This is a genomic window from Bradyrhizobium sp. R2.2-H (assembly GCF_004346455.1).
Taxonomy (GTDB): Bacteria; Pseudomonadota; Alphaproteobacteria; order Rhizobiales; family Xanthobacteraceae; genus Bradyrhizobium; species Bradyrhizobium diversitatis.
The window spans coordinates 535001-552093 of record NZ_SMBR01000004.1; the positions used below are offsets into that span (position 1 = coordinate 535001).

The 17093-nt window shown below is 61.7% G+C and carries 11 protein-coding genes, 2 tRNA genes and 1 rRNA gene; 4 read left to right on the forward strand and 10 right to left on the reverse strand.

Features of this window, described 5'->3' with window-relative positions; translation table 11 throughout:
- Nucleotides 1-86: 86 nt before the first annotated feature.
- The 4 genes from EDE08_RS13525 to EDE08_RS13540 form a co-directional block, all read right to left on the reverse strand.
- Nucleotides 87-162 (reverse strand) — tRNA-Ala (locus EDE08_RS13525).
- A 33-nt stretch (nt 163-195) separates the two neighbouring features.
- Nucleotides 196-272, reverse strand: a tRNA-Ile gene (locus EDE08_RS13530).
- Nucleotides 273-459: 187 nt separating this feature from the next.
- Nucleotides 460-1948 (reverse strand): 16S ribosomal RNA (locus EDE08_RS13535).
- 53 nt (nt 1949-2001) lie between these two features.
- Complete coding sequence (locus EDE08_RS13540) at nt 2002-2307, reverse strand: hypothetical protein (RefSeq protein ID WP_061881273.1); 306 nt, start codon at nt 2305-2307, stop codon at nt 2002-2004.
- Between the two features lie 631 nt (nt 2308-2938).
- Here EDE08_RS13540 and EDE08_RS13545 point away from each other — a divergent pair.
- Complete coding sequence (locus EDE08_RS13545; RefSeq protein WP_165935906.1) at nt 2939-5002, forward strand: M23 family metallopeptidase; 2064 nt, start codon at nt 2939-2941, stop codon at nt 5000-5002.
- Between the two features lie 149 nt (nt 5003-5151).
- Nucleotides 5152-6777 carry an NHL repeat-containing protein gene (locus tag EDE08_RS13550; protein ID WP_131868993.1) on the forward strand — a complete coding sequence of 542 codons (1626 nt, stop codon included), beginning with the start codon at nt 5152-5154 and terminating at the stop codon, nt 6775-6777.
- A gap of 46 nt (nt 6778-6823) precedes the next feature.
- Here EDE08_RS13550 and EDE08_RS13555 read toward each other — a convergent pair whose 3' ends face one another.
- From EDE08_RS13555 to EDE08_RS13570, 4 genes are all read right to left on the reverse strand, one after another.
- Nucleotides 6824-8797, reverse strand: coding sequence for a cell wall hydrolase (locus EDE08_RS13555; RefSeq protein ID WP_131868992.1), 1974 nt, complete (start codon nt 8795-8797; stop codon nt 6824-6826).
- Nucleotides 8797-9840, reverse strand: coding sequence for a hypothetical protein (locus EDE08_RS13560; protein WP_131868991.1), 1044 nt, complete (start codon nt 9838-9840; stop codon nt 8797-8799). Before EDE08_RS13560 ends, EDE08_RS13555 begins: the two co-directional genes overlap by 1 nt.
- A 468-nt stretch (nt 9841-10308) precedes the next feature.
- Nucleotides 10309-10551 carry a hypothetical protein gene (locus tag EDE08_RS13565; protein ID WP_131868990.1) on the reverse strand — a complete coding sequence of 81 codons (243 nt, stop codon included), beginning with the start codon at nt 10549-10551 and terminating at the stop codon, nt 10309-10311.
- A 234-nt stretch (nt 10552-10785) separates the two neighbouring features.
- Nucleotides 10786-11610 (reverse strand): AfsR/SARP family transcriptional regulator, encoded by an 825-nt coding sequence (locus tag EDE08_RS13570; protein WP_131868989.1) that lies wholly within the window; start codon nt 11608-11610, stop codon nt 10786-10788.
- A gap of 443 nt (nt 11611-12053) precedes the next feature.
- Between EDE08_RS13570 and EDE08_RS13575 the strand changes: the two genes are divergently transcribed.
- Nucleotides 12054-12335 carry a hypothetical protein gene (locus EDE08_RS13575; RefSeq protein ID WP_131868988.1) on the forward strand — a complete coding sequence of 94 codons (282 nt, stop codon included), beginning with the start codon at nt 12054-12056 and terminating at the stop codon, nt 12333-12335.
- Nucleotides 12336-12380: 45 nt separating this feature from the next.
- On the opposite strand, the gene clpB is transcribed toward EDE08_RS13575, so the two are convergent.
- Complete coding sequence (gene clpB, locus EDE08_RS13580; RefSeq protein WP_131868987.1) at nt 12381-15020, reverse strand: ATP-dependent chaperone ClpB; 2640 nt, start codon at nt 15018-15020, stop codon at nt 12381-12383.
- 242 nt (nt 15021-15262) lie between these two features.
- Here clpB and EDE08_RS13585 point away from each other — a divergent pair, with 242 nt between their 5' ends.
- Entirely contained in the window at nt 15263-16051 is a 789-nt protein-coding gene (locus EDE08_RS13585) for an MOSC domain-containing protein (protein ID WP_131868986.1), read from the forward strand.
- Between the two features lie 210 nt (nt 16052-16261).
- Here EDE08_RS13585 and EDE08_RS13590 read toward each other — a convergent pair whose 3' ends face one another.
- A complete protein-coding gene (locus tag EDE08_RS13590; protein WP_131868985.1) occupies nt 16262-16915 on the reverse strand; it encodes an NlpC/P60 family protein in 654 nt (217 codons plus the stop codon).
- Between the last annotated feature and the right edge of the window lie 178 nt (nt 16916-17093).

Here is a 17093-nt window from a genome sequence, read left to right on the forward strand (position 1 = left end):
CACGCATCTTGCTGTCTATCCAGACTAGCAGGATGCGAAGTGATGTTTCGCGGACGACGGTACAAGATCTCGATGATCAAACCATCTGGTGGAGCCAGACGGGATCGAACCGACGACCTCATGCTTGCAAAGCACGCGCTCTCCCAGCTGAGCTATGGCCCCGTAACCAGAAGACGAATGCTCGCTCGATGAAAGTGGTGGGCCTGGGAAGACTTGAACTTCCGACCTCACGCTTATCAAGCGCGCGCTCTAACCAACTGAGCTACAAGCCCCTAACGCATATCCAGTCAAGGACCAAGGATCTGCAAGCCTGCAGCCCCAGCGCGTGTTCGTCCGCGAAGAAAGAGAAACGAAGACGGCGAAATCCCGCCAATGCAGCTCAACGATCTGGCGATCTGTTGGCCACTGATGTTTCTAAAACGGTTCGATAGAAGCAAGCTTCTGAAGAACCATCCTTAGAAAGGAGGTGATCCAGCCGCAGGTTCCCCTACGGCTACCTTGTTACGACTTCACCCCAGTCGCTGACCCTACCGTGGCCGGCTGCCTCCCTTGCGGGTTAGCGCACCGTCTTCAGGTAAAACCAACTCCCATGGTGTGACGGGCGGTGTGTACAAGGCCCGGGAACGTATTCACCGTGGCGTGCTGATCCACGATTACTAGCGATTCCAACTTCATGGGCTCGAGTTGCAGAGCCCAATCCGAACTGAGACGGCTTTTTGAGATTTGCGAAGGGTCGCCCCTTAGCATCCCATTGTCACCGCCATTGTAGCACGTGTGTAGCCCAGCCCGTAAGGGCCATGAGGACTTGACGTCATCCCCACCTTCCTCGCGGCTTATCACCGGCAGTCTCCTTAGAGTGCTCAACTAAATGGTAGCAACTAAGGACGGGGGTTGCGCTCGTTGCGGGACTTAACCCAACATCTCACGACACGAGCTGACGACAGCCATGCAGCACCTGTGTTCCAGGCTCCGAAGAGAAGGTCACATCTCTGCGACCGGTCCTGGACATGTCAAGGGCTGGTAAGGTTCTGCGCGTTGCGTCGAATTAAACCACATGCTCCACCGCTTGTGCGGGCCCCCGTCAATTCCTTTGAGTTTTAATCTTGCGACCGTACTCCCCAGGCGGAATGCTTAAAGCGTTAGCTGCGCCACTAGTGAGTAAACCCACTAACGGCTGGCATTCATCGTTTACGGCGTGGACTACCAGGGTATCTAATCCTGTTTGCTCCCCACGCTTTCGTGCCTCAGCGTCAGTATCGGGCCAGTGAGCCGCCTTCGCCACTGGTGTTCTTGCGAATATCTACGAATTTCACCTCTACACTCGCAGTTCCACTCACCTCTCCCGAACTCAAGATCTTCAGTATCAAAGGCAGTTCTGGAGTTGAGCTCCAGGATTTCACCCCTGACTTAAAGACCCGCCTACGCACCCTTTACGCCCAGTGATTCCGAGCAACGCTAGCCCCCTTCGTATTACCGCGGCTGCTGGCACGAAGTTAGCCGGGGCTTATTCTTGCGGTACCGTCATTATCTTCCCGCACAAAAGAGCTTTACAACCCTAGGGCCTTCATCACTCACGCGGCATGGCTGGATCAGGGTTGCCCCCATTGTCCAATATTCCCCACTGCTGCCTCCCGTAGGAGTTTGGGCCGTGTCTCAGTCCCAATGTGGCTGATCATCCTCTCAGACCAGCTACTGATCGTCGCCTTGGTGAGCCATTACCTCACCAACTAGCTAATCAGACGCGGGCCGATCTTTCGGCGATAAATCTTTCCCCGTAAGGGCTTATCCGGTATTAGCACAAGTTTCCCTGTGTTGTTCCGAACCAAAAGGTACGTTCCCACGCGTTACTCACCCGTCTGCCGCTGACGTATTGCTACGCCCGCTCGACTTGCATGTGTTAAGCCTGCCGCCAGCGTTCGCTCTGAGCCAGGATCAAACTCTCAAGTTGGACTTGAACTTTGAACCGGCTGATCACAACGTTTGACGAGGTCCCACCATTTTTCATCGACCGAAGTCGACGAGCTGCCCGCGATTCACATCGCTGGCAACGATGGTGTAACCTTTGAAACGTGTACCGCCGAAGTCTTTCGTCCGGTCTCGATCAGAAAAGCCGAAGCTTTCCAGAAGCGAGACCCGCAAGGACTCCGCCGTCCACGTTTCTCTTTCTTCATCTTCACTTGTCAAACAGCCCGGGACCGCGGAGGCCCCAACCTTCCAGAGTGGAAGGGTTCCGATACCCTTACCGACGAAAAATGACTCCAACCGACTGGTGTCGATTGTTGTGTCACTCAACAAGGTGAGGAGCATCAGTGGCGCGTTCGCTCGCCTTGGTCAGTGACCCGGCGGCGCCGCGCTCAGTGGTTGGGGTTATAGGCCCCACCTTCCGGGCTGTCAACGCCAATCGTCAACAAATCGTCGCACAGCGGGACATCAGAAAAAATCACACGATTCCAGACGCTTAGAGGAACGTAGAGCGGGCGAGCGGGGCCCGCGCGAAGAAAAAACTGAAAAAAGTTTGCGGCCCTGGAGGCTCCGGAGGGGCTCCAGAGGCGGCTTGCGGCGCCGTTCCGGCGAGGCCCCTCGCGCCGGCGCCTTGAGGAAGTTTTTTCCATATTTGGCGCCGTACTTGAGCCACAATCCCGCGGCGTTCTGGTAAGAGACGAGCTTGAATCGCGGGGATGCCGATGGGGGCTGCCGGCGATTTTCATGGGGTCAGGGGAAGGCATCTTGCAGATGACGCGGCCTTCCTTCGACGTTCGAAAGACATCGAGAGAGTTTCATCCGTCCAGTTGTTCGTAATTTCGGCCAGCCCTGTTCCGGGGCTTTCTGAGCGCGGGCGTCTGTGCGGCTTGCCTTTTCCGGCGATCCCCGTTCAAGAGGGCGGCCAGGGACAAGGTTCGAAGCGGGCTTTCTTGGGTCGTTGATTGGGGGACTTGGGTTGAACCACAGGACGTCACGCGGCACCTACGGGCGTGAGACCGGGATCATCGATCTCGGCCACGAGCCGCCGCTGTCCGTCGATGGTTCTGAAGCCGCCGTGATCGACCGCCGCCGCGTCTCGGTGCAATGGTTCAGCGGCACAATTCTGACCGGACTCTGCGGCGCGGCCCTGATCGGCGGCGCCGTTTTCGCGTCGCTCGACGGCGAGATGACCTTCGCCAAGGTGCCGGAGCGGGTCGAAGGCACCTTGCGCGGCGCGTTCGGCGCGGCCGATCGCGCCGCCACGCTGCACAAGAGCGACCGGCTGCCGCCGCCGAGCGAATCCACGGCGTCGCGCAACATCGTGCGCATCTCGACGGTCGCCCGCGTCGGCAACCGCGACGTGATGCGGGTGCGCCCCTTCGTCCGGATCGCCGGCAATTTGTCGATGACGACGAGCGACCTGTCGGCGAAGATCCCGCCGTTCAATGCCCAGCGCCTGCTCACCGACGTCGGCTCCGATCCGAAGACGGCGTCCGACGATCCCAACAATCCGGAGGCCGTCGAGCCCGACGCGGAGGTGTCCTTCGTCACCAAGGACCTGTCGTCGGTGCTGCCGAAGGCGAAGATTTCCGCGGTGGTGGCGCTCGACGACATCCTGATGCGGGTCCGCGATGCCGCCAACTGGCGCGGCAATGGCGGGGTGCGCTACGCCTCGCTCGCCAATGCCACAGCCGACGTCTCCGGCACGACCGGCCCGTCCGACATCAAGATGGCCTACGCCGCCGAGGCGTCGTCCTCCGATCCCTATGCCGGTTTCGAGACGCGCGTGGTGCCGGAGAACGTCACGCTGCTGCCCAAGACCAAGGAGCAGATCACCGGCGGCAATCCCAACGGCGAGCGCGTCCATCTGGTCAGGAAGGGCGACAGCGTCGGCTCGGTGCTGCGCGATCTCGGCGCGACGGCTGACGAGATCAAGGCGATCACCGCAACGCTCGGCCCGCGCGGCCGCGACGGCGGCCTCAAGGAAGGCGAAAAGCTCCGCATCCTGATGGCGCCCGCCAGCCCCGGCGCCCGGCTCCAGCCCTATCGCGTCGTGGTTGCAAACGACACCATGGTGGAGGCGGTCGCGGCGCTGTCCGATCTCGGCAAATACGTCGCCGTCGACGTCTCCAGCATGAACACCGTCGCAGACGCCGCGGCCAACGCCGACAGCGACGACGATGAGGAGGATGACGGCGGCGGCGTGCGGCTCTACCAGAGCGTCTACGAGACGGCGATGCGCAACAAGGTCCCGATGCCCGTCATCGAGGACATGATCAAGATCTACTCCTACGACGTCGATTTCCAGCGCAAGGTGCAGCCCGGGGATTCCTTCGACGTGTTCTACGCCGGCGAGGACGAGGGCGTGACGTCGAGCGAAAAGAACGAGGTGCTGTTCGCCTCCCTCACCGTCGGCGGCGAGACCAAGAAATACTACCGCTACCAGAGCCCCGACGACGGCGTCGTCGACTACTACGACGAGACCGGCAAGAGCGCGAAGAAGTTCCTGGTCCGGAAGCCCGTCAACAACGCCATCATGCGCTCCGGCTTCGGCGGCCGCCGCCACCCGATCCTGGGCTACGTCAAGATGCATACCGGCGTCGACTGGGCCACCGCCTACGGCACGCCGATCTTCGCCTCCGGCAACGGCATGATCGAGAAGGCCGGCCCCGAGGGCGGCTACGGCAAGTACATCCGCATCAAGCATTCCAACGGCTACGAGACCGCCTACGGCCATATGTCGGCCTTCGCCAAGGGCATGGAGCCCGGCAAGAAGGTGCGGCAGGGCCAGGTGATCGGCTTCGTCGGCTCATCGGGCCTGTCGACCGGCCCGCACGTCCATTACGAGATCCTGGTCAACGGCCGCTTCGTCGACCCGATGCGCGTGAAGCTGCCGCGCGGTCGGTCCCTGGAAGGCCCGATGCTGGCCAGCTTCGAGAAGGAGCGCGACCGGCTCGACGGCATGATGAGCGGCCGCGGCGGCGCCATCGCCCGGATGTCGGACGCCACCGGCGGGCCACTGCAGGTCACCAACCGCTAAGTCGGGAACTGGCCGCCCCGGCGAACATCTCCAAACACGATCCGAATTCGACGTCGTCGCGAGGCCGCTTTGCGGCGTCACAACGTCAAGTTTCGTTTGCCAAAGCGGCATGAGGAGCGAATACTTCCCAAAAAACGGGAGGTCTCGCCATGAACAACAGGCTCGCCTGCGCAGCCTTCGTCGCTGCGCTGTTTTCCGTCACGAGCCTGTCGGCAGAGACCGTGCCGGCAACCTGGGAAGTCACCAAGCTCGTCCCCGGCTCGGCATTCCACGGCGTGCACGGGCTCGCTGTCGACAAGGCCGGCCATCTGTTTGCCGGCAGCGTCGCAGGCGCGGCGCTCTACGAGGTTGCGGGCAGTAGCGCCAAGGTTGCAATCCCGGCACCGGTCGGAATGGCCGATGACATCGCGTTCGCGCCCGACGGCACCATGGCCTGGACCGGATTCCTCGCCGGCGACCTCTATGCGCGCAAGGGCGACGGTCCGATCAAGAAGCTCGCTTCCGGCCTTCCCGGCATCAACTCGCTGGCCTTCCGCAAGGACGGCAGGCTCTACGCCACCACCGTCTTCCTCGGCGACGCGCTCTACGAGATCGACGTCGAGGGCGTCAAACCGCCGCGCCAGATCATGGAGAAGATGGGCGGCCTCAACGGCTTCGAGTTCGGTCCCGACGACAAGCTCTATGGTCCGCTCTGGTTCAAGGGCCAGGTCGCCAGGGTCGACGTCGACAAGGCCGAGCTGACCGTCGTTGCCGACGGCTTCAAGGTCCCGGCCGCCGTGAACTTCGATTCCAAGGGCAATCTCTTCGTGGTCGACACCGCGCTCGGCCAGCTCGTCCGGGTCGATCCCAAATCGGGCGCCAAGACCATGGTCGCGCAGCTGAAGCCCTCGCTGGACAATCTCGCCATCGACGACAAAGACCGCATCTACATCTCCAACATGGCTGACAACGGCATCCAGGAGGTCGATCCGGCGACCGGCCAGGCCAGGCAGATCATCATCGGCAAGCTCGCTCTGCCCGGCGGCATCGGCGTCACCTCGGAGAACGGCAGGGACACGATCCACGTCGCCGACGTATTCGCCTATCGCACGGTGAATGGAGCGACCGGCGAGGTCACCGAGAAGGCGCGCATGCATGCCGCCGGCGTCACGCTCGAATATCCCATGAGCGCGACGGCGAAGGGCAACGACGTGGTCCTGTCGAGCTGGTTCACCGGCACCGTGCAGGTGATCGACGGCAAGACCGGCGCGACGCGGGACATGCTGCACGACTTCAAGGCGCCGCATGACGCGGTGGTGCTTGCCGACGGCAGCATCCTGGTGGCCGAGCTCGGCACCAAATCGCTGGTCAAGGTGAGCGGCGAGCATGGCAAGGATCGCACCACGCTGATCGGCGACCTCGAGGGCCCGGTCGGGCTTGTCGGTGGACCTGGCGGCGAGGTCTACGTCACCGAAGCCTTTGCCGGCGCCGTCTCCCGGATCGACACGAACGGCAAAAAGACCGTGGTCGCCAAGGACCTGAAAATGCCCGAAGGTATCGCGCGCGGAAGCGACGGCAAGCTCATCGTGGCGGAGGTCGGCGCCAAACGGCTGATCGAGATCGCGCCGGACAGCGGCAAAATCACCGAGATCGCCGCCAATCTCCCGATCGGCCTGACAGGCGCACCCGGCGGCCTGCCGACGCATATTCCGACGGGTGTCGCGGTCGGGGCGAGCGGCGTCATCTACTTCAGCTCGGACATCGAGAATGCGATCTACAAGGTGGTGAGAAAGTAGAGGGAGCGACCTCGAATCGCCAAGCGCCTACCGGCAGCGAGCTTGGTCACCGGACGTTCTTGAAGAACAAGTGACTCCCGATCTGAGTCGTCTGCTTGGCGGGGGGGTTCGCCCAAGGTGGCGGCCGGCGCATAGTCTCCGAGTAATAGTGCGTTGCGCCTCCCGTATTGTCGTCCAGCTGACCGTTGGCGACTTGTTCGGCGAATGCATAGCATTGATCGAATACTGGATTGATGCCGCGATTGGCGGCTTCGATGACCCTCTTGTTTGGATCACCGCTATTCCAGCAAGAGAATTGCCTCTTGGCCCGGCAAACATCTGTGATAGTTTTCGCATTCCGGAACTTCTTTGCCAAGCGTGTCATCACAACGTGAGCGACCGCCTCGCGTCCGGCGGCAGGTTCTCTTTGAGACCGGGCTTCTCCATAGATCGTTCGCGCCAGGGTTAGCAGGTCGTCATCCTGCGGAGGATCACCGACCGCGGGTTTGATTCTTGCGCTCCCGTTGCCCACCGAGGTGCCTCCACTCTTGTCAACCCGAGTTGCGCCGGAAGCCAACGTCAACAACAGCATCGTGGGATTGAGAAGCTTTGGTGGCCTCGGTTGACCTCTGAGCCACCGCGAATTCTGCACTGCTCCTGGCATATAGGTTTCAAAGTGAATCATGTCGGTGCCACTCACCCGCGCGATCCGCTGGCCAGCAGTCACATCGTCGCCAATTTTCCACCCAAACTCTTCGCGAGCGCTCCTGCGCACCTCACCATAATTGATCACCACGCCGTCATGCGCGACAAACAACGCGAACGTGTCCTCGCCGGTCGTCGGGCGTCTATAGAAGCTGTAAAATGCGACAATCTTACCGGGAGCGCATGAGACGACGACATCCCCCTCCCTGCAAAAAATGTCCATACCGACATGATGACGCTCGCCATTTCGGCGGTCAGCGAAAAAGCGGCGTCCTGAAGATCCGATAACTTGCCCGGCATCATTCAGATAAGACACCACCATGGCCTGGGAGTCATCGGTTATGACCGGCCAGAACATCTGGTTGAGTGGAGTATTGATCGTGGCAAAGGGAGCGGGATTCACGTTCGGAACCGGAGCCACATCGGTTGGAACCTTGGCGACGCGCTTTATTGCTGGCGGGTCGGGTTGAGACGGCAATTCGTCCGGCGCGTGCTGGCCGATAAGGTCAAGGGCGACCTTCAGCGCTCCTCGCAATTCGAGTTCTGTCGACTGAATAAATTCAGTCACTGTCTTCGCGACGCCCGGCCCGCCGAGATACTTGGCGCGCGTCGAAAGCAGAGTATTGATGTCCGCGGCCGACAGAATCCCACTAAGCAGCACATCCATATGTCGGTCTTTTGCCGCATCGTCATTTCGCGCGTTCAACACAGCCACTGCGGCTTTCGCGCTGTCGAACAAATAGGTATGGAAAATATCGAGATAGGTCGGCAGGAAGGCACTGCTTTCGGCCGCAACATTGCTCTCCTTCTGAACGTCGCTAAACGCCTTGGCGTGTGCGAACATGGTGAATGCAGCGCATTTGACCTGCGTGAGCCAACGATCGTAGTCGTCGTCCTTGAGGCCTTTGGCCGGTTCACCGCCTTCTGCAAGAAATCGTCTCCACTCCTTGGGGGTGACCAGCATCGGCCCGGCCGCGAGCGAGTTGGGCTGGGGCGCCATGTTGGCTATCGTCGTCTCGATCAGGGCGCGAGCAATCAGGAAATCCGCAGCAACGAACCAGGGACCTGTTCCTACGATTTCATTCCTCTCTCGCTCGCGAACGAGGCATTCCACCACGAAAGAGGCACGGTCAGCGGCAATTCGTGCAGCAGGATCAACCGGCTTTAAATCATCTCCCTTTATCCAAACATGAGTTTGATCGCTCAGTTCGACCTCAACAAAGTCGCCCTGGGTGGCTCCGGTCGACGTCACCAGTTCCCCAATGCTGACGCCAGCGATCAAGCTGCCATCGGGCTTATCAAATCCGTCGGTGGAATGAACGACTATCAATTTCATCAGGGCACCTTTGGCTTTCGCAAAAATTCGGCAAAGTCCGGCGTCACTTGGCCCGCCAGGGCGTCGGGCAACCTTGATACTTTCGAGTCACTGGGCAAACCGGCGCGCACCACCTTGATGGTGGATCGTGCGGCATCCAGCGTCGTTGTCAGGGGCAGAGAGGCTCCCGCCGTCGTCCTACGGAGGCCGGTGATCAATTCCTGGAGAGCGGCAGCACTAACCTGCGGATTATCGTAGATCTTTCTTTCATAGTAGTTCTGCCCCCCTGAAGGCTTGCAGCCTACCTGCTCACGTATCTGCGTGGCCTCGTCATCGTTCAATTTGTCGCCAGTTTTTCTTTCCGATTCTTTGTAGATCTTGATCATCGCCTTCGTAAGAGTAAGCGTCCCTTTCTTTTCGATCTCACTAACGGGTACGCAAAGCGCGGTCTGAAGTTGGACGACGTACGTGTTCGTATGCTTCGTTGGTATGTAGGGATCGAAGATTTGAGCATACCTCTCATCAGTCCGCGGTGCGGCCGTATTTCGAGCTGGCCTCTGCACAAAGTCCCTTGGCGCCAGAGGCACCGCCGCCGTAATGCGTGCGACGGTAGGCGGCTGGGTCAGCAGGGGCTCCGTGCGAAGCGCATCTGGTCCACCTCGGCTGTAAACCGTCATGGTGTTATTGATGCTCATCTCGATCGAGAATGGCATGCAGATCCGCAGGTAGTTGCGGAGCAGATAGATAGCAGCCGGCCTGTTGTCGACCGGAGTGCCGGCAACCTTCATCCGAAACTGATTCTGATTGTCGAGCACTACCGATTGGACAACGGATTGATCTATCTCGGTTATGAGACGAGAGTTGATGTTGACGAACGTGTCTTGCGCGAATCCAAATGCAGTACCCACGATGGCGATCGGTGCAGCCCCGACGCCCGTGAGTCCCATAATGGCGCCAGTCGTCGCCGCAGTGGTATGAAGCTGCTTGAGAATTGGTTCTCGCCAGCGCCTCTTGTTGTCGAGCCAGCCCAGGTAAGCGTCGCAGCGCCGGTCGATATCATTCATTCCAGCCTGTACAAACGTCCTCCATTCGGACGGCCTCATGCTCACCTCCTCGCAAAGGAGGAAGTCGCCTTGGCGTACGACCCTTAGTCCGGCCTGATGGCAAATCTCTCCGACGTAGATATCCTGCACCCGACTTGCCTCGGGTAGATCGGCGGCCGCCAGACCGGTCCCAATACCTTCGCGAATGAGAACAGCGTCACTGCAGGCCGACATTGTCAGTGCCAGCGCCAGCCCCGCGCACGCAACGACTACGGTCCTGACACGCATCGCACGCCCCCATATCTCCTGCGCAAATACACTGCAATCGGAAGCTCGAGTACTGCGGCAAAGGCAAAAACTGCCGCGTGGCGCACGATGGCAATCAGCCCATCGTGACAAGCGCGAGCGAAGTCGCGGCCCAGCGAGGCTTTCGCTCGCGGCGGTTGGTTTTTGCTGGTTGGGTGATCGGCTCCGCGCACGCGATATCTCTCAATGCTCAGGTTTTGATGGTTCAATGTCCAAACGCTCCTGCCCGTCATGCTCGCCGGCGGCTGCATTCAAATTGGAGGCGACAATCGCAAAGGCGCGCTGCACATCGTCGACCACGTCGCGACGGCGGGTGTTGATGTTGCGGACCTGAACCCGCCAACGCGCGTGTTCGCTGGCATCGGCGCTTTCACGCCAGAAGCGCAGAATGAAAACCTGATCGGTCAGTGGTCGTTGTGAGTCCATGCGCCGACGGTCGCATGACCTGAACTCGGGAGAATCCTGCGATCGTTCGGGAATTGTCGTCGTGCGCTCACGGCCGGTCCACGGTTCGCTGCCTGGTGGATCGGCTACGGATCACGGCAAGATCACGGCGCGCCCTTGGAAAGCGACGGGCTTCGCCCAGTCCGGACTTTGTCCAGGGTGTGAGTGCGCGGTTTGCGGGATAAGGCTGCGGCCCCGGGGCCGTGCGGCCAGCGCCTAAATTGCAAAAATCTGCTTCTCGTCGCGGCCGATCAGGCGCGCGCGCAGATGCTGGCCGTTTTCGGCATTATGCAGGTCCCTGATCTCTTCGATGATGGCACGTGTCGCCGGGAGCGGCGAAATGCCGAGTTCCTTCCGGATCAGGCCGATCCAATGATCATAGTACTTGATGGCATCGATTCGTCTTTCATCGAGCGCCAGCAGGGTCAACAGATGTCGAACCAGCTCTTCGCGATAGGGATCGAAGCGCAGCGCATGACGGGCGAGCCGTATCGCATCGTGGTAGTAACCACAAAGCCCGAGATGACGAACCATCATCATGGCCGACTGGATGAAAAGGGAGTGAAGGCGCTCGCGTTCTTCCAGGATCCATTCGGCATCTTCGCCGTCCAGAAACGGCCCCTCGTACCGATACAGAATTGCGAGAATCTCCTTCATTCTCGATGATTCCGGCTGGGCCTCAGGCCCGCCGAGCGTGCACCGTGCGGCGTGAAGCAACGCCCAGGTGTCAACGTCCAGCCACGGCGTCTTCTCAAGAATGGTCTCGGGACCAACCGTCCTCAAACCGCGGCCGTCCTGGTAGTCGGGAGACGACGCAAGCAGCTTCCGTAGCCGCCAGACCGCAGAGTTCATGGCTCGGCGCCCTCTCTCATTATCCAGCTCCGGCCAAAACAAGTCGATAAGCCGCTCGCGGCGATGCGGGCGATCCGGAAACGTGAGGAGGAATCCAGCCAATCGTCGCCCGGCTGGACCGAGATCAGACCAAATCTGTTCGTTATTGCTGGTAACCCGACTGGCGCCGAATAAACTAACGCTCAACACGGCTGTCCTCCCGCGCGAACACGAATAAAACGCACACCTAAAAATGTCGTTTTGGCTTTCCGCCCTTCCAGAGCAAAATTGCAGCCTCAAATTTAAACGCAGATTCTACAAACGGCGCGCGAGATCGAGGCTCCCCCAATACTACCCACGCATCGCACGCCCGCCTCCCCTTCAGAGATTGTGGTGATCGGGCGCGAAGTTGTTCAAGAAGAATCTTACAGCCCTTACGAGATGACGCGATGCGTGCGACTTTTCAACAACACTCTTTCTCCGTGCGGTAACCTCACACTCGGCAAGATTGCGGTATCAGGGGATGCTTGGTCGGGCATCAACGGATTCGCTTTCCATTTCCACCCGCCTCCAATTTTCCATTGGCTGCCGCGGAACGGAACAGGAGCTGACTAATTTGATGGGAATCGGCAAACCCTCAATGGAGGAATGTCATGGCAAGCCTGTCGGGATCGGAGCGCATTACCCGGGACGATCTTATCAAGGCGACCGGCGCCGTCGACGACGTCACCATCGCCCAACTCATAGCGACCGGTGCGACCGTCGACGAACTGGCGGAAGCTCTGGCCTGGCTGGCCAATGACGAGCCGATGATGAATTCAGGCCGGCCACTGGCGACGGGGCGGGTGCGTGAACTCGTCGACATTCTCGTCGAACTCGAACCTGACGAGGACGACGATGGCCGGGGAGCGCCCGCGGCCGTCAATCAGGAATGAGACGCCCCGGCACGCATCATGCGCGCCGGAGCACCGCGTATTGGCTCAATTCAGCTTCCGCTTCGCCGCCGGCGCCTCGAACTGGGTGATCTCGGCGGTTTGCGGCGCCTTGCCGTTGAAGGTCAGCACGTTGCCTTCGGACGAGATCGCGACATTGTCGCCGTCCCTGACGTCGCCGGCCAGGATCATCTCGGCGAGCGGATCCTGGAGGTAGCGCTGGATCACCCGCTTCAGCGGCCTTGCGCCATAGGCGGGATCCCAGCCCTTGGCAGCGAGCCAGTCGCGGCCTGCGGCATCGAGCGTCAGCACGATCTTGCGATCGGTCAGCAGCTTCTGGAGACGAGCGAACTGGATCTCGACGATGCGGCCCATCTCGCTCCGCTGCAGGCGGTGGAACAGGATGATCTCGTCGACGCGGTTGAGGAATTCGGGGCGGAAATGCGCCCGCACCATTCCCATCACCTGCTCGCGCACGGCCGAGGTGTCCTCGCCCTCGGGCTGGTTCACCAGGAATTCCGAACCGAGATTCGAGGTCATGATGATCAGCGTGTTGCGGAAGTCGACGGTGCGGCCCTGGCCGTCGGTCAAGCGGCCGTCGTCGAGCACCTGCAGCAGGACGTTGAAGACGTCAGGGTGCGCCTTCTCGATCTCGTCGAACAGCACCACCTGATAAGGCCGGCGCCGCACCGCTTCGGTGAGCGCACCGCCCTCGTCATAACCGACATAACCCGGAGGCGCGCCGATCAGCCGCGAGACCGAGTGCTTCTCCATGTATTCGGACATGTCGAGGCGGACCATCGCGGTCTCGTCGTTGAACAGGTACTCGGCCAAGGCTTTCGTCAGCTCGGTCTTGCCGACGCCGGTGGGCCCCAGGAACATGAACGAGCCCGTGGGGCGGTTCGGGTCCTGCAAGCCCGCGCGCGAGCGGCGCACGGCGGTTGCGACCGCACGCACGGCCTCGGCCTGGCCGACGACACGCTTGCCGAGCTGCTCCTCCATCTTCAGGAGCTTCTCCTTCTCGCCTTCCAGCATCTTGTCGACGGGCACGCCGGTCCAGCGCGAGACCACCTGCGCGATGTGGTTGGCGGTGACCGCCTCCTCCATCATCTCGCCGGAGCCTTCGCGCGCCTCGATATCCGCCAGCTGCTTCTCCAGCTCCGGGATACGGCCGTAGGCCAGCTCGCCGGCCTTCTGGAATTCGCCGCGCCGCTGCGCGTTGGCGAGCTCGACACGCAGGCCGTCGAGCTCGGCCTTCAGCTTCTGGGCATCGGAGAGCTTGTTCTTCTCCGCGCTCCAGCGCGCCGTCAGCCCAGCAGACTTCTCCTCGAGTTCGGCAAGGTCCTTCTCCAGGGTCTGGAGCCGGGTCCTGGAGCCGGGATCGCTTTCCTTCTTCAGCGCCTCCTGCTCGATCTTGAGCCGGATGATCTCGCGGTCGAGCGAATCCAGCTCTTCCGGCTTGGAATCGACCTGCATCTTCAGCCGCGCCGCGGCCTCGTCCATGAGGTCGATCGCCTTGTCGGGCAGGAAGCGGTCGGTGATGTAGCGGTTGGACAGCGTCGTGGCGGCGACGAGCGCGGAATCGGTGATCCGCACGCCATGGTGCTGCTCATACTTGTCCTTCAGGCCGCGCAGGATCGAGATGGTGTCCTCGACCGAGGGCTCGCTGACGAAGATCGGCTGGAAGCGCCGCGCCAGCGCGGCGTCCTTCTCGACATGCTTCTGGTATTCGTCGAGCGTGGTCGCGCCGATGCAGTGCAGCTCGCCGCGGGCGAGCGCCGGCTTGAGCAGGTTGGACGCGTCCATCGCGCCGTCGCCCTTGCCGGCACCGATCAGCGTGTGCATCTCGTCGATGAAGAGGATGAAGGTGCCTTCGCTCCCGGTCACTTCCTGGAGCACGGCCTTCAGCCGCTCCTCGAACTCACCGCGATATTTCGCGCCGGCGATCAGCGCGCCGAGGTCGAGCGAGAGCAGTTTCTTGTCCTTGAGGCTCTCCGGCACGTCGCCGTTGACGATGCGCAGCGCCAACCCTTCCGCGATCGCGGTCTTGCCGACACCGGGCTCGCCGATCAGAACGGGGTTGTTCTTGGTCCGGCGCGAGAGCACCTGGATGGTGCGACGGATCTCCTCGTCGCGGCCGATGACCGGATCGAGCTTGCCGTCGCGCGCGGCCTGGGTCAGGTCGCGGGCATATTTCTTCAGCGCGTCATACGCGTTCTCGGCGGTCGCGGAATCCGCGGTGCGGCCCTTGCGCAGCGCCTCGATCGCCGCGTTGAGGTTCTGCGGGGTGACGCCGCCCTTGTTGAGGATGGTGCCGGCTTCGCTGGTCTTCTCCAGCGTGAGCCCGAGCAGCAGCCGCTCGACGGTGACGAAGCTGTCGCCGGCCTTCTCGCCGGCCTTTTCGGCGGCGTCGAAGGTGCGGGCGAGCTCGGGCGCCAGGTAGATCTGGCCGGCGCCACCGCCGGAAACCTTCGGCACCTTGCCGAGGGCGTCCTCGGTCGCCTTCAGGATTGCACGGGAATTGCCGCCGGCGCGGTCGATTAGGCCGGCAGCGAGCCCCTCATTGTCGTCCAGGATGACTTTCAGGAGGTGCAGGGTGGAAAACTGCTGGTGCCCCTCGCGCATCGCGAGCGACTGCGCAGACTGGATGAAGCCCCTGGAGCGTTCGGTATACTTCTCGATGTTCATCTTTTTCTGTCCCTCGGCCTGCCCTTGGGGCCCTCTCAGGCACCCCAATACGGCATCTTCATTGGGTTTCCGCTCGCCGCATTGAGGTTTCTCAAGCGGGAACGGTCGTGTTTTTGCCGACGTTGCCGCCGGCCTGCGGGAGATGTGGGAAGCAGATTGCGGATGCGAAAGAGGCGAGTTCACAAATTCGTGCGCTCCTGGGCGGGCTTGGCGCTGGCGGGCCGAATCCCTTAAGTAGCGGCATGACAGCCAGCCACACTGCCGAGATCACCGGCCTCTACCGCTACCCGATCAAGGGCCTGACGCCGGAACACCTGTCGCGCGTCGCTTTGCGGGTCGGCCAGACCCTGCCAGCCGACCGCCGCTACGCCATCGAGAACGGCCCGAGCGGGTTCGACCCCGAGGCACCCGAGTGGAAACCGAAGATCCAGTTCCTGATGCTCGCGCGCAATGAGCGGCTGGCCGAGCTCGACAGCCGATTCGACGACGCGAGCAATGTCCTGACCATCCGCAAGCGCGGCCAGATCGTGGCCAGCGGCGATCTTGAGACCGCCGCCGGGCGCGCCGCGATCGAGGCCTATTTCAGCGAGAACTTCCAACCGGAGCTGAAGGGCCCGCCCAAGGTTCTGTCCGGCCGCGACCACAGCTTCTCCGACGTCGCCCGCAAGGTCGTCTCGATCATCAATCTCGGCAGCGTCCGCGCGATCGAGACCATGCTCGGCGGCGCCGCCGTGCATCCGCTGCGCTTCCGCGCCAATCTCTACGTCAAGGGCTGGCCGGCCTGGTCGGAGCTCGATCTCGTGGGCCAGACACTTGCGGTCGGGCCGGCGCGGCTGAAGGTGATCAAGCGCATCGTCCGCTGCCCCGCCACCAATGTCGATCCTGAAACCGCCAAGCGCGATCTCGAAATCCCGCCCACGCTCTCGCGCCATCTCGGCCACATGGATTGCGGCATCTACGCCGAGGTGATCGCCGACGGTGACGTCGGCGTCGGCGATGTGGTGGCAGTGGAAGAGCCGAGATTGGTGTGAGCTCTCTCTCGTCGTCCCGGACAAGCGCGCCCCTCAAGCGCGCGCCGATCCGGGACCCATAGCCACAGGGAGTGTTTGGCGAAGACTCGTGGTCACCGGCTCGCGCGACGGCACGCGCCTGTGGTTATGGGTCCCGGATCGGCGCTAACGCTTGTCCGGGACGACAACTTCACATGACGCGAGGGTCCACCCGCCCCACGCACCGTCACCTCAATTCGGCATCACATACGCATAGATCCTGCCGCGCGAGACCGGAGCTTCGCGGACCCGGTTGCCGTTGTTGCCGGAGATCATGATCGGATTGCCCTGCGCATCGATGCCGGTGATGATGCCGACATGACCGCCGCGGCGGCCGCGCGACATCACCGCGATGGCGCCGACTTGCGGACCGGACACGCGCGTCCCGTAGCGCGCGAACGAGCTCGCCATGTCGGATCCGGTGCCCTGATGGCCGGTCTTCTGCAGCACCATGTTCATGAAGCGCGCGCACCACAGACTGCCGCGGCCGGTCGGATTGCCGCCGATATAGCGCCGCGCCTCGGACACGAGGTTCGATCCGCCACTGAAGCCGCCGCTCATGCCCGCACCGCCGGCGTTGGCATTGGGGTCATAGCTGGCCTGGGTGTTGCCGAACCCGCTCGCCTGCAGCTGCGCCGCGCTGCGCTCGAAGCGCGAGCTGCGGGCATGGTGCCGATAATGACGGGAGTGATGATGCCTGGCGTGATGCACGTAAGCGTGCCGCTCTGCGCTATGACGATGATGCGGTCGTGCCGAGGCCGGAGAAACGAATACGGCGACCGCCGAAAAGAACAACGCCAGCGCGACAACACAACGCGACAGGCGGAACGCAAACAACTCAACCATTCTTCATCCTTCGTTACACCCCTACTTTCCAATCGGCCGGTGAAGTGGCCGACATAGGTCAGGCCGTTAAGCCGCCCGATGTGGCGAGAAAAAGACACCGCGTCGGCGAATAGCTGCGATGATTTTGTATCGGTGCTGGTTCGATGCTGCCGCATTGCGGACAACAGCGTTAACTGCG